Source organism: Hyella patelloides LEGE 07179 (genome assembly GCF_900659865.1).
In the GTDB taxonomy this organism is placed as follows: Bacteria; Cyanobacteriota; Cyanobacteriia; order Cyanobacteriales; family Xenococcaceae; genus Hyella; species Hyella patelloides.
In genome coordinates this window covers 1-14,396 of record NZ_LR213942.1, presented here as the reverse complement: position 1 = coordinate 14,396, position 14,396 = coordinate 1, and the positions used below count along the sequence as shown (strand labels likewise).

Annotated in this window: 8 protein-coding genes; 3 read left to right on the top strand and 5 right to left on the bottom strand. The window is 40.0% G+C overall.

Translation table 11 applies throughout. From position 1 onward, the window contains the following. Both H1P_RS22445 and H1P_RS22440 read left to right on the top strand, forming a co-directional pair. Positions 1-1,434, top strand: a 1,434-nt coding sequence (locus H1P_RS22445; protein WP_222427172.1) for a hypothetical protein, incomplete at its 5' end; no start/stop codon positions are given. Then, positions 1,391-7,216, top strand: coding sequence for an SdrD B-like domain-containing protein (locus H1P_RS22440; protein WP_144871540.1), 5,826 nt, complete (start codon positions 1,391-1,393; stop codon positions 7,214-7,216). The genes H1P_RS22445 and H1P_RS22440, both read left to right, overlap by 44 nt. Positions 7,217-7,422: 206 nt before the next feature. Here H1P_RS22440 and H1P_RS22435 read toward each other — a convergent pair whose 3' ends face one another. The 4 genes from H1P_RS22435 to H1P_RS22420 form a co-directional block, all read right to left on the bottom strand. Beyond that, entirely contained in the window at positions 7,423-8,754 is a 1,332-nt protein-coding gene (locus H1P_RS22435) for a TIGR03279 family radical SAM protein (protein WP_144871538.1), read from the bottom strand. A gap of 112 nt (positions 8,755-8,866) precedes the next feature. After that, positions 8,867-9,619, bottom strand: coding sequence for a phosphoadenosine phosphosulfate reductase (cysH, locus tag H1P_RS22430; RefSeq protein ID WP_144871536.1), 753 nt, complete (start codon positions 9,617-9,619; stop codon positions 8,867-8,869). Positions 9,620-9,913: 294 nt separating this feature from the next. Further along, a complete protein-coding gene (locus H1P_RS22425; RefSeq protein WP_144871534.1) occupies positions 9,914-10,117 on the bottom strand; it encodes a hypothetical protein in 204 nt (67 codons plus the stop codon). Beyond that, positions 10,114-10,800: an ATP-dependent Zn protease gene (locus H1P_RS22420; RefSeq protein ID WP_144871532.1), complete on the bottom strand. Its 687-nt coding sequence runs from the start codon at positions 10,798-10,800 to the stop codon at positions 10,114-10,116. The genes H1P_RS22425 and H1P_RS22420 overlap by 4 nt, the downstream gene beginning before the upstream one ends. 125 nt (positions 10,801-10,925) lie before the next feature. Between H1P_RS22420 and pyk the strand changes: the two genes are divergently transcribed. Then, entirely contained in the window at positions 10,926-12,695 is a 1,770-nt protein-coding gene (pyk, locus tag H1P_RS22415) for a pyruvate kinase (protein WP_144871530.1), read from the top strand. Positions 12,696-12,767: 72 nt separating this feature from the next. Here the strand turns inward: pyk and H1P_RS22410 are convergent, their stop codons facing one another. Further along, positions 12,768-14,072 carry an HlyD family secretion protein gene (locus H1P_RS22410; protein ID WP_144871528.1) on the bottom strand — a complete coding sequence of 435 codons (1,305 nt, stop codon included), beginning with the start codon at positions 14,070-14,072 and terminating at the stop codon, positions 12,768-12,770. Between the last annotated feature and the right edge of the window lie 324 nt (positions 14,073-14,396).

Here is a 14,396-nt window from a genome sequence, read left to right as displayed (position 1 = left end):
GGGGGCAAAAACATAATCTTTACATATTACATTTTGACGTGCGAAAAGAGAACTCCAGGAACGATCCTCGAATATACTCTAGATTTCCAAGTTTCCGATTACTTCGCTTTTGAGGATGTTTTTGTCACCGATACTTTTTCTGACGGACAGAGATTTTATAACCCTAGCGGTTTTGAACCTACCTTAAGCTTCAGCGAACACGGCAATCCTGGCATCTCTGGAGCGCAGTTTACTACTTCTGCGGTGCATACACCTACTGTTGGTAGTACAAATCCAGTAGTTATTGACTTTCTGACTATTGACGAAACTGAAATTGATGGTGTTAACGATGGAAACGGCGATACTACCTTAACTTTCGACCTTTCTGCGCTGATCGATGCTCAAAATGGTCATGACGGTCAATTAGTCGGTGGTGGTGTTCCTGATGGCGGTTTTAATAATGGTGGCTCGTTTCTAAATAACAATCCTCCTCTAAGTACTGGTTTTGCTGGTACAACAGGAACAATTACTTTTTATACTGAAGTTCTTGAAGAATATTCTGATGATTTTCCTTCGGGAGATTCTTCTGTTGACTCGGAAGATGTTTTAACCAACGAAGCTATTATCGACGGTCGAGTTCTTAATGTAGATAATTTAACAGCTTATAGTCCCGAACAAAGAGAAGACGACGATACTCAAGAACAACTATCTATTGGGTCTGGTCAGCTTTATAAAAGTATTTTTGCTATCAATGGAGTAGAAGATTCTGGAGCATTAAGCGATACAAATGCTAGTAATGGGGTAGATGGTTATGACTCAGGTATTGATGTTTCTCCTGGAGATGAAGTTACTTATCGTTTAACTTTCGATCTTCCCGTCAGCGATATTGAAAACTTCACCTTAGAAGATTTCTTACCTATTCCGATCTATGAAGTTAATGAGCTTCTCAGCGCGACAGCAACCGATCTTAATAGTTCCACCGCAGATAATAGCGTACCAGCAGTAGGCTCGATAAAATTTGGCTCGCTGCATACTTTTCCCAAGCTGGCACAAACTACAGAAGACCTGACATCAGAAGTAGATAATGGTTCGACAAACGACGGAGTATATATAGATACTGCTAGTAATAGTTTTTTACTTGACTTTGGAGATTATGATGCTATAAACGCACCTCCTTCTGTAGTCGATATATTATTCACTGTTACTACTCAAAACGATCCTTATGTTGATGGGTTGCTCTTTACCAACCAAGTACAACAAAAGCAACAAAGTACTTTTAACGAAACTCTAGATAAAGAAGCAATTATTCAAATTAATCTACGCCAGCCAGAGTTAGATATTACTAAAGGGATAGTTGCGGTTAGTAGCGACAATACAACCAGCTTCGATCCTACAAACATTGCTCCTTCTGGTGCTACTTTCGACTCCGATCCCTGGTGCTACGGATGCTTTTAGCGGAACTGTTGTTTCTGCTGATGGGGATACCACTAGCGATAATATATCTACCGACCCCATCAATAGTAACCTCACTGGCGGTTTAGAAGCAGGTGATTTAGTTACTTTTGCCATTACTGTAGAAAACTTAGGGGGAAGTACCAAAGGTGCATTTGATGTTGTCATTGAAGACGATTTACCCGCAGGGTTTCAAATTCCAACCACAACAGAAGGTTTGAACCTGCAAGTTAATGATGGTAATGGTAATACTGTTAGCTATACAGAACTAACTGGCTCTGACCCTGATATTGACGACGGTTTATTAGATGGGGGAATTAGATTAGACGATGATAATACAAATAACCTAGGCTCTATCGATGGCTACGAGTTAGATAGTTCTGGCAATCAAACCAATCCTGGTAGCAATATTGCCATGATTACCTTTGACTTAGAAGTTAGCGATAATGCGCCTTATCTTGACGTAACAAGTATCGAGAACACGGCAACCCTGGATAGCTACACCAACAGCGAAGGAGGAGAAAACTTTACAACCGAAGTAGATACAGAAGGTAACACCGACACGGCAACAGTAGAAGTTGCAACACCAACCGCCACTAAATCTATTGCGACTACTTCTGAAGCTCATACTTCTGAAGATCGTGATGGAACAACCAACAACAATAACTCTACTACAGGACGAAGACAAGTAAGTATTGGCGAAATTGTTCGCTATCGCTTAGTAGCAAATGTCCCTGAAGGAACTGCCAATAACTTTCAGTTACAAGATGCCTTACCAAAAGGTTTACTTTTCCTTGACGATCAAACAGCAACCGCAGCTTTTGTTTCTGACGAAGCACCAATAACTTCTGTTACTACTACTACTAGCTTTGCCCAACCCCTCAGTCTTGGACTGGGTAATTTTGCTGATTTTGCCAGTATTAGTGGCGATCCAAATGAGGCTCTTTGGGTACAAGGAATTAGCGATAGTGGGGTTACTCCTTCCTTTGTTTTGCCTGATAGCAATGTGGGAAATAATAAAACTATTGGAACTGGTAATTCTGGAACTCCAGACCCCGACAACTACAATGCAGCTACGGATGTTTTCTTCAAGTTTGGCGATATCAACAACCCAGATCGAGATGATGACGATGAATATGTCATTGTTGAATTTAATGCTCTAATAGCAAACGACCTTACAGATGACAATGGAAATGTAGATGATAATAATTCAAGTAACAGCAGAACTAATAGATTTGATGTCAATGTTGGTACTGGCACTAATTTTAATACACAGAATGAATTAGCTGTTTCTAACGCTATCTATAACAGAATTGTCGAACCAGATATTACTCTCCTGAAAGAAGTTGGTGCAGATGGCAATAGTTTGTCCACAAGTCCCTTCTTAGCTGATTCGGGAAATACAGTTTATTTCGGTCTGACTTTTGATAATACAGGAAGTATTAATACTCAATCCACTGCTTTTGAAGTTACCTTAACAGACCAAGTTCCTGATGGTTTAACTCTCGTGGGAATTGAGAGTATTGATTGGGATAACGGCGATGGTAGCGGTGGTAGTGGTCAGAGTACGGGGATTACCAGTAATACGTCTATTGATGTGGGTGATATGGTTATTACCCCTACCTTTGAGACAGGTACGGGTGCTATCTCAGTAGATGTGGATCAAATGCCTACCGATGGGGAAATTACTGTTCTCTATACCGCTACAGTAGATGGGGATGTTAATCCAGATGAATTGCTAACCAATACAGCAGACATTGTTTATAGTAGTTTGCCTGGTACAGGAACAACTTCTAATCCGACAGGTTCGGATATCCCTGGTACTTCTGGGACAACTACTGGAGAAAGAAACGAGGATAGTGCAACTAATTCCGCTAACGATCATAGTGCTAGTTCTTCTGCTAATGTTCAGATCGATCCTTTAGAGCCAGTTAAAAGCCTAGTTGCAACTTCCGAATCTCATACTAGCGATGATGATGTAGCAATTGGGGAAATAGTTCGCTACAGATTAGCAGTTGCTATTCCTGAAGGTGTCACTAATAATTTCCAAATTACCGATAATTTACCCGATGGTTTACTTTATTTAGGCAATCCGAAGCTAGCTTTTGTCGCGGATGAAACTGGAATTGATTCCAGTACTATCAGTGGTAGTGGTTTAGATATTACGGGAACTGCTGCAACTACTCCTACTTTTGATTTAACGACTGGTGTCACTAGTGCAATAGGAGGAGATAGCACTTTTACCTCTGGAGAAGATGTTATCTTTAGTCTGGGTAATCTCACTAATAATGACAGAGACGATGATGATGATGAATATGTTGTTATCGAATTTAATGCTTTAGTTGAAAATATTAGTAGTAACCAAACTGCAACAGACGTTTTAAGTAATGATTTTACAGTAACTGCCACTGACGTTACTGACCGTACTTCTAACGCTGTTACGGTAGATATTGTTGAACCTGTTATAACGGATGTTCTCAAAGAGGCTTCTTCAACTACTGCTGATGCAGGAGACACTCTCACCTACACCATCACTTTCTCTAATACAGGCAATGCTACTGCTTTCGATGTCAATCTCATCGATAACATACCCGCAGAACTAGAAAACTTTAGTTTTGATATTAATAATGTCACTCTAATCGATGTTGATAATAGTACAACCCTAACTGGTGCAGCAGCAGGAGCAGCAATTAATACAGGAACTTCTAATGACTTAGACCTTATTGTTGATGAGATTCCTGTTAATGGTAGTGTTACGGTTCAATACACTGCGGATGTAATTAATGGAGTTTCTCCTGACGGAACGATTGATAATACCACGAACCTTACTTACACCAGTTTAGATGGTACGGGAACAGCGAGTAATCCGACTGGTTCTGATAATACTTCCGCTACTTCGGGAGATGCAGATGGAGAACGCAATGGCTCTGGTGGAACTAATGATTATACGGATAATAGCTCCGAGCAAGTAACTATCGAGCCTTTAGCTCCCGTAAAAAGCCTAGTTGAAACTTCCGAATCTCATACCAGTGATGATGATATAGCAATTGGGGAGATTGTTCGCTACAGATTAGCAGTTGCCATTCCTGAAGGGGTTACTAATAACTTCCAGATTACTGATAATTTACCTGACGGCTTACTTTATTTAAATGACGGTACAACAAAAGTCGGGTTTATTAGTGATGAAACTGGAATTGCTTCGAGTAACACTAGCATTAATAGTATTCCCGATATTAATATCACTCCTGAAACTTCCATCGTTGCTCCTGATGCTGATGCTGTCTTAATTAGTGGTGTCATTGCTGATGCGGGATCAGACGGTTCTTTTGCTTCTGGAGAAGATGTTATCTTTAGTCTGAGTAATTTAACTAACTCTGACAACGATGCTGATAGCGAATATGTTGTTATCGAATTTAATGCCCTAGTTGAAAATATTAGCAGTAATCAAACCGCAGAAGATGTTCTCAGTAATGATTTTACCGTTACAGCCACTGACACTACTGACCGTACTTCTAACCCTGTTACAGTAGATATTGTTGAGCCTGTTATAACGGATGTTCTTAAAGAAGTTTCTTCTGATACCGCAGATGCAGGAGACACCCTTACTTATACTGTCACTTTTTCCAATGATGGTAATGCCGATGCATTTGATGTCAATATCTTTGATACTCTTCCCAGTGGTTTAGATAATTTAACTGTTACTTCTACTACTATCTTTAATGATTCCATCACACCACAAGATGTTACTAGCTCCTTTACTATAGATACAACCTCTAGCAGCAGTTCTACTAATGGAACTTTAGATGATAGTGACAACGCTGATGTCTTGGATATTGATATCAATCGCTTAAATGTGGGATACAGTGTTGAAGTTACTTACACTGCAACAGTTGTTGATGATATTGTTGTAGGCAGCACAGTCGATAACACAGTTGATGTAACTTACACCAGCCTAGATGGTACAGGAGCAGCTAGTAATCCCACTGGTTCTGATAATACTTCTGCTACTTCAGGAGATGCTGATGGCGAACGTAATGGTTCTGGTGGAACGAATGATTATGCTGATAATAGTTCTAAGCAAGTAACCATTAACAACTACAGTATCGGTTCGACCATCTTTGGGGATACAAATAACAATGGAACTCAAGATACTGGAGAATCAGGAATTGCAGATGTTACCGTCAACCTAATTGGTGGAGGTGCTGATGGCTTGATTAGCACTACAGGAGACAATACCAGCTTCACCACTACCACTGATGGTAATGGGGACTATTTCTTCACAGACTTACCCCCAGGAGAATATCAGGTTGTTATTCCTGTAAGCAACTTCGATACTTTGGATGGCGCGTTAAAAGACACCACTGTCTCTTCAATTAATACCGATATCCTCGATAACCAACAAGACGGAGACGATAACGGGATTCAAACTGGGGGAGCTAGCACTCAAGTTGAATCACCCGTAATTACTCTCAGTGCAGGTAACGAGCCAACAACCACTGAAACCGAACAGGGTGAAAACCAAGATGATGGAACAAATTTACTAGATAGTAACGGTGACATGACCGTTGACTTCGGTTTTGTGCAACCAGCCAGTATTGGTAATCTTGTATTCTTAGATGACAATGGTAATGGAATTAAAGATAGTGGTGAATCGGGAGTAGATGGAGTAACTGTTACCTTAGTAAGCGGTGGTGCAGATGGTGTCATTGGTACTGGAGATGATGATACTACTGTCACTACTACAACTACAAATGGTGGAGGCTATAGCTTTACTGATTTAATCCCAGGGGTTGAATATCAAGTTAGCTTTGACACAAGTGCTTTGACTCCTGATTATCAATTTACTACTACTGATGCTGGTAGTGATGATGCAATTGATTCTGATGCGAATACTTCTGGGGCGACTCCCATTGTCACTTTGACTCCTGGAGAAAATAATGACTCTATTGATGCAGGGATTTATGAATTAGCGAGCATTGGAGACACAGTTTTCTATGATACAGATAAAAATGGTATTCAAGCTCTAGACGGAAGCGAATTAGGTGTAGATGGAGTAACTGTCACTTTAGTTAGTGGTGGTGCTGATGGTGTAATTGGTACAGGAGATGATGACACTACTGTCAATACTACAACTACCAATGGCGGAGACTATAGCTTTACCGATTTAATTCCAGGGGTTGAATATCAAGTTAGCTTTGATAAAACTACTCTACCTACTGACTATCAATTTACTACTACCGATGCTGGTAGTGATGATGATTTAGATTCTGATGCTGATGCTTCTGGAGAAACTCCTGTAGTTGTTTTGACTTCTGGAGAAGATAGAGACAATATTGATGCGGGTATTATTCCTAAAAACGTACTGGATGGTACGGATAGTCCTGACGATCTCGATGGAACAAGTTTGGATGACTTAATTACAGGAGGGAAAGGAGAAGATACTCTAACTGGTGGAGCAGGAGAAGATTGTTACTACTTTAATGAAACCAGTGATGGTGTTGATACTATTATTGACTTTGTTCCCGCAGAAGACCAAATTGACCTCTCTAATATTCTGACCAATGAAGTTACGAACTATACCAGTGGCGACCCCTTTGTACAAGGATATGTCGAACTTACAGAATTTACTAATCCGATCTCTGGCATCACCAGTACTATCGTCCAAATTGACTTTGATGCAGGAGATGAATCTAACCCCGCTACAGACTTATTTCACAAAGATGTGGTCGTGCTTCAAGGGGTTGCACTTAGCAGTTTGGACAGTTCCAGAGATTTCATCATTTAATGACAACCATTGAAAATCAGTTCATGACTTCCGTTATTAGCTTACTTTCAAGACTGCTAGTAGTTGGCAATCTCACTGGAATTCTATCCTATCAAATTGTTTCGAGAATTGCTCTTGAATTTGTGTTTACTACTTGATTTTTTTTTACTAAATTACAACAAATCAAACTGATGTCTATTTTTATGAAAAAAATCACTAATATAAAACTAAGCTATACATTTTTGGATTAATTCTTCTACACCACTAATAGGAACGATCACAATATTTAATTGCTTGCTTACTTCTGCTACTGTAAAGTCATCTAAGAATTTAGTTTCGTCATGTTTTAACATCAAAGATGGCAATAATATTGGCGATCGCACTTCTTGACCCGATAATCCTTTAATCAAGTCTTGACCAGTTAATAACCCTGTTACAGTAATTTCTTGTCCCCAATATTCACTATTTAAAGATATTAATTCTACAGACAATCCTGTTACTTGATTTAACCTTTTTACTAATGGTTGAAAGGCGTGTTCTACAGCATTACCTACTACCCAAGTAAAGCTACGAGATGTTTCTACTTTATCAGGTAACATTTGATTAGCTATCTCTTGAAACTGCTTGATAAATAACCTAATTGAGCCAACACCATTACCTATTTGGGGATAATTTTCGTAATGAGATTCTGGAGGTAAATCTTCTCTAGCAATTAAAAACCATTCATCAGCTAACCAAACGACATTACTACCAAATTGCTGTTGAAATTTTTGTTGAATTGTTTGCACTTGGGCAATTACTTCTCTTGCTTTATCTTGACTTACAGGGATTAATTCATCTTCTGAGGGGCGAAAACGAGTTAAGCCAACGGGTACTACTGCAACAGAAGCTACTGCGGGAATATCTCCTGTATGAAAAGATGTCAAATCTTTTAGAGTACGTTCTAAATGAATACCGTCGTTGATTCCTGGGCAAACTACTACTTGAGCATGAATCTGTAATCTTCTTTCCTGAAACCATTTTAAATGATCTAATATTTGTCCAGCGCGGGGGTTTTTTAATAACCTGGTTCTAATATCAGATTCGGTAGCGTGAACAGAAACATAAAGAGGAGAGAGACGCATTTTTTCGATTCTTTGCCATTCTGACTCGGTAAGATTGGTTAGAGTCAAATAGCTGCCATAAAGAAAACTCAAGCGGTAATCATCATCTTTGAGATAAAGACTTTCTCGTTTTCCTGGGGGTTGTTGATCGATAAAGCAAAAAGGACAGCGATTATTGCATTGTATTAAACCATCAAACAGAGCCGTAGCAAACTCTAAACCTAAATCAGCATCATAGTCTTTTTCTAACTCCACATAATGAGTTTTGCCTACCACATCAATAACTTCTAATTCCAGATATTCATCCGCACATAGAAAGCGATAGTCTATTAAATCGCGAGGACGAGCACCATTAATGGAAAAAATGGCATCTCCTGGTTCAAATCCTAACTCTGATGCAATTGACTCAGGTAGCACCCTAGTTATCTTTGCTGGCTGAATGGAAGCGTTACTCATTAGCTCATTGTTCGCGGTTTATGGTTCGTAGTTTGTTGTTCTTTGCTCATGGCTCGTTGCCATTTCTCCCTTGTCTCCTCATCCCTCATCCTTTATCCCTCATCCTTCATACTTAGAGGCTACTAGAATTAAGACTTTCTTCTTCTTCTGGTGTGGAGGGAAGATGAATTCCACATTCTTGTTTTATACCGTTAAAACGCGTGTCCCTTTCGTTGCTATCATCTGCGGTGAGAGGACGGCTAGAATGCCAATCTCCCACACTGACGTATCCAAGATCGAAAAAAGGGTGATAGGGTAAATCGTGGGTGGTTAGATAATTATAAATATCTCGCGAATGCCAATTTAAAATAGGATAAATTTTATAAATGTCTTCCTGTAAATCGACTTTTTGTAAAGTTTGACGATGTTTTGTTTGATCGCTGCGTAATCCAGCAAGCCAAGCTGTAGCATTTAATTCTTTTAAGGCTCTCTGCATTGGCTCTACTTTGCGAATGCGATCGTATAGGTTAAAGGCTTCTACGTCGTTTTTCTCCCATAATTTGCCGTATAAAGCTTCCATTCTGGCTGGGGACAGAGATGACTGATAAACCTTGAGATTTAGTTGGAGCTTTTCTGTTAATTGTTCGGCAAATCTATAGGTTTCTGCGGGTAAATAGCCAGTATCTACCCAAATCACGGGAATGTCTGGCACTATCTCCGTTACTAAATGTAACATTACCGCAGCCTGAATACCAAAACTGGTACTCATTACCATGCGATCGCCAAAAGTGGCTAAACCCCATTTTACTAGCTCTATACCTTCTGCTTTCGCTAGCTGTTGATTAACTATTTCTAATTCTAGCTTTGGTGTTTCGGTGATTATCATGGTTAAATACTCAGTAAGATAAAGAAATTAGGACTTAACTAAAGGTTTACTAAACCTTACGTGAAGAAGGGAAATTTGTTATTTTAATTTCCAATTTTGCCACGACATTACTCAGAAGACATATTACTACAAAAGAGAAAAAGTCGAAGCTCATAAGCTGACCAACATCGAGTTCGCCAGAACTTTTCAAACTATACATAGTGATTGAGCGTCAGAATTATGCAAGTAAGATGTGGATCGGCTTATCGGTGCTAGCTCTGAGTTTAAGACTCCCAGTTCTATAACTGGTATTTTTTAAGTCGTGAGTTTCAGTCTCCGACTTAAAAACACTTCTGACTTCTGACTTCTGACTTCTGACTTCTGACTTCTGACTTCTGACTTCTGACTTCTGACTTCTGACTTCTGACTTCTGACTTCTGACTTCTGACTTCTGACTTCTGACTTCTGACTTCTGACTTCTTGAATGTGGTTGTCATCATTGACCAACAGTGACTTCATGAACAGTGTTTCTGAATTGCCACACAACATTCTGCAACAGATTTTCGTTGCTCCATAGCTGTGACCAAGGCTTGATAAGATTTTTCATGACGTTGCAAGAGATTCGTTGCTTGTAACTGTCCCCAGCGAGCTTTTTGCTGATAGGCTTGGGGTGATAAACCAGCCAAATTTAGAGACATTTGTAGCTGTTGATAATCTTCTGCTCCCCCTTCTGCATTATCATAAGAAAGCTTTTCTGCTGCGATACCTGCCATCCAGACTGTGCAAAAACGGTCGATAGTTAAACGGGTTTGAGCCATGTTTAGAGGCTTTTGTGTAACTTCTGTGGTGTCAAAAATTACTCCACCTCTACCGTGATATCCAGCCTGTAAAGCTTCCCAAGCGGTTAGAGTGTAGCCTTTAATGGGAATCCCCAGAAAATAAGCCGTTAAAAAATGTCCTGCTTCGTGATGGATTACTCTTTGTCGTTGCTCTTTGCTAGTAAAAATATCTAATAACAGAGTTAATCCTTTGCTTTCAAAAGTAAAATTGTCCACGGTTAGCAAGCCGAGAATCCCAAAAGTTGCTCCTGCGGGAATAAAAGGAGAAATCTGTAAAATGGGACTAAGCAAAGAAGAAATAGTCATGGCAAAAATGCCAATCGCTAGTAAATTTAAACCAATATCTTGTTGTTTGTAATCCATGAATTAAAAATTATTGCGATTTGTAAATTAAAACTAATTCTATCAATTCAACAGTTGGAGTATAATTGTCGATTGTGACTGTTCGTTGTTATAAGCACTGCTGATATCAAGTAATACTATAAATAATGCGATCGCTAAAAACCCCGCGTCGAACTAAAATTGTTGCCACTGTTGGGCCTGCTACACTCAAACCAGAGGTTTTAAAAAGATTAATTCAAGCTGGAGCAACAACCCTGAGACTGAATTTTTCTCATGGTACGCAGCAAGATCATCAAAAAGCTATTCGTTTAATTCGACAAACCGCTTTTGAGTTGAATCAACCAGTAGGAATTCTGCAAGATTTACAAGGGCCTAAAATTCGTTTGGGTAAATTTGCTTGCGGTAAAATTGAACTTAAAAATGGCGACCCATTTATCTTAACTAGCCGTCAAGTAGAGTGCGATCAAAATATTAGTTATGTCAGTTATAGTCGTCTTGCAGACGAAGTTCCCGAAAACGCGGTCATTCTTCTTGATGATGGCAAAGTAGAAATGAAAGTGGTTAAGGTAGACCTTCCACAGCAAGAACTACATTGTGAAGTTGTAGTTGGGGGAGTCCTTTCCAGTAATAAGGGGGTTAATTTTCCTGGGATTTTTCTCTCCATTAAAGCCCTAACAGACAAAGACCGCGAAGACTTAATATTTGGTTTAGATCAAGGAGTAGATTGGGTTGCTTTGAGTTTTGTGCGGAATCCGCAAGATATTTTAGAAATTAAAGACTTGATTGCTGCTGCGGGAAAATCTGTTCCTGTAATTGCCAAAATTGAGAAGCATGAAGCCATCGAACAAATGGAAGCGATTCTTTCTCTATGCGATGGTGTGATGGTAGCTAGAGGAGATTTAGGGGTAGAGTTACCCGCAGAAGATGTACCTATTTTACAAAAACGCCTGATTGCCACGTCTAATAAGTTGGGTATCCCTGTTATTACTGCCACTCAGATGCTTGATAGTATGCTGAATAATCCCCGTCCTACCCGTGCTGAAGTATCTGACGTTGCTAATGCTATTCTGGATGGTACAGATGCCATTATGCTGTCCAATGAAACTGCGGTGGGTAATTATCCTGTAGAAGCAGTGGAAACCATGGCAAAAATAGCTTGCAGAATTGAAAGGGAAAGGCATCGTATTCCCCCTGATTCCTTTGGTAAATGGTCAATACCCAATGCAATTTCTGCTGCGGTAGGTCAAATAGCCGAACAACTTCAAGCATCTGCTATTATGACCCTTACCAAAACTGGCTCTACTGCCCGCAATGTCTCTAAGTTTCGCCCTAACACTCCTATTTTGGCAATTACACCTCAAGTAGATGTTGCTCGAAGGTTACAGCTAGTTTGGGGCGTTAAACCGTTGCTGGTGTTAGATTTACCCTCGGCATCTCAAACCTTCCAAGCAGCAATTAACGTAGCTCAAGAGAAGGAATGGTTAGCTGCGGGTGATTTAGTTGTGATGACTGCGGGGACTCTGCAAGGCGTGTCTGGGTCAACAGACTTGATTAAGGTAGAATTAGTCAAAGCAATTTTGGGTCAAGGTACAGGTATCGGTCAAAATGCCGTAAGTGGGATTGCTCGCGTAGTTAAGCAGTCAAAAGATGTTAAAGACTTCAACCCAGGAGAAATTTTAGTTGCTCCTGCTACTAATGCCAGCTTTGTTGATATCATTCGTCAAGCAGCAGGAATTATTACAGAAGAAGACAGTTTAACCAGTCATGCTGCGGTATTAGGGTTACGTTTGGGTATTCCCGTGATTGTTGGCTTTAAAGATGCCACTGACGTTGTTAGAGAAGGCGCAATTGTCACCCTGGATGCTAAAGGGGGAAATATTTATTCTGGTGCAATGACTGGAGGAACAAATAAGTAATCTTTGCGTGTAGCAATGGCAAAGATTTGGCTTCAGTTTAGCTAAAGTAGCTTTTCTGTAGGAATAATTATTTCAGAAGTTGGTTAACAATCGGGCTTTTCTTAAGACAAATCTCAGCAAGGTTTCTTTTCGGGCAATTATATTTACTTGCGCCCTCATTCCTGGTTTAAGCTGACATTTCAGGGTACTGTGGCTTAGTATGTTGGTTTCAGGTTGGATAGTAACCTCAAAATGAGAATTTGCATTAGTTATTACCGAATTAGATGCGTCTCCAGAAACTTTAGACAAAATCGCATCAGGAGATATTGCATTTACTGTACCGTTTAGTATGCCATAGTCGGAATAAGGACAGGCATCAATCCGCATTTTAGCTGTTTGTCCGAGTTCTACTTTATCTATGTCTTGGGTAGCAACGGCAGTTTTAATCGAAAGGTTATTGTTTCCTGGGGCTATTTGAGCAATAGTGTCTCCCGAACGTACTATTTGATTGGGGTTGCGTAGGTTTAATTGTAAGATTGTGCCGTCATTGGTGGCACGAATAATACTATTTTCTAGTTGTCGCTCAATTTGCTTTAATTCTTTTTGTTCTCGTAAAATTTGTGCTTCAGTTTCTGCACGACGTTGTTTGAGGGCTGCTTGTTCTCGCTTTAAATTGGCTAGAGTAGCTTCTCTTCTGGCTTTTTCGCGATTTGCTCTTTCTTTGGCGATCGCAATTGGAGCGATACTAGGATTTAATACTACTTGCATTCTCGTAATTTGGGCTTGTGCTACTTGAACCGCCGTTTGTTTTTCTTCTAGCTGTAATTGGGAAATCGCGCCTGTAGTAGCTAGCTGTTGAAATCGTGCCATTTCACTTTCGGCTAGTTTTAAAGTTGCTTGTGCTTCGGCTAAGTTCGCTTGAGCAGTAGTGGTTAGCTGTTGAAATTCTTGTTGAGAGAGACTTATTTCGGTTTGCGCTACCATAATTTCTCGATCTAAAGCTTGTTCTTCCGATGCGATTTGGGTATCTAAGAGGTTAATTTGCTCTTCGAGGCGATTTGCTTGAATTTGCTGTTGTTGCAGATTGTTTTTTAGTTGCTGTTGCTGATTTTCTAGATTGGCGCGATCTAGATAGGCGATGACATCTCCTTTTTGCACTTTTTGATTATTACTAACTTCAATACTTGCTACCTTCCCATCCTGAGACGATTGCACAAAACGTACTTCCCCTTGGGGGCGCACTGTTGCTGAGCCTTTGATAGTTAGATTAAATTTTACTAATGCTGATAGAGTAAAGATTAAGCCTATAGTCCCAATTAGCATTAAGCCTCCTGCACTTGTCCAATTGCTAACAGGTGGAATAAATTCATCGGTTGTTACAGGGCGGAAGTTTTGCATACTTATTTAACTGTTTTTAATGGCTTTGTTGGCGTTGGTGAATCAAGGTATGATTTTTAAATTTTCATACTGTACTCTTCTTAAAAAAGCTTAGAGCTTAGAGGAGGGGCTGTCTCTTGGGGAGGTGGCGTATTCTGGGGTTTCCCCAGAATCGTGTGACCGCCGTGTTTCCCCAAGAGTTTATACGCCCCGTCTTAGAAGCTCCAAGCTACGAACAGAAACATTGAGCAAGGAAGCCCGTCGCCCTAAAGGATACACCTTCGGATAAGGTTTCCTCGACATGGGCAAGTCTTGCTTTTGTACGTCATACATCAAATTACCAAC

Bases quoted from the DNA above. Each gene is read 5' to 3' on its own strand.
- H1P_RS22435 (WP_144871538.1), bottom strand. From the start codon at position 8,754: ATGAGTAACGCTTCCATTCAGCCAGCAAAGATAACTAGGGTGCTACCT.
- cysH (WP_144871536.1), bottom strand. From the start codon at position 9,619: ATGATAATCACCGAAACACCAAAGCTAGAATTAGAAATAGTTAATCAA.
- H1P_RS22425 (WP_144871534.1), bottom strand. From the start codon at position 10,117: ATGAAGTCACTGTTGGTCAATGATGACAACCACATTCAAGAAGTCAGA.
- H1P_RS22420 (WP_144871532.1), bottom strand. From the start codon at position 10,800: ATGGATTACAAACAACAAGATATTGGTTTAAATTTACTAGCGATTGGC.
- pyk (WP_144871530.1), top strand. From the start codon at position 10,926: ATGCGATCGCTAAAAACCCCGCGTCGAACTAAAATTGTTGCCACTGTT.
- H1P_RS22410 (WP_144871528.1), bottom strand. From the start codon at position 14,072: ATGCAAAACTTCCGCCCTGTAACAACCGATGAATTTATTCCACCTGTT.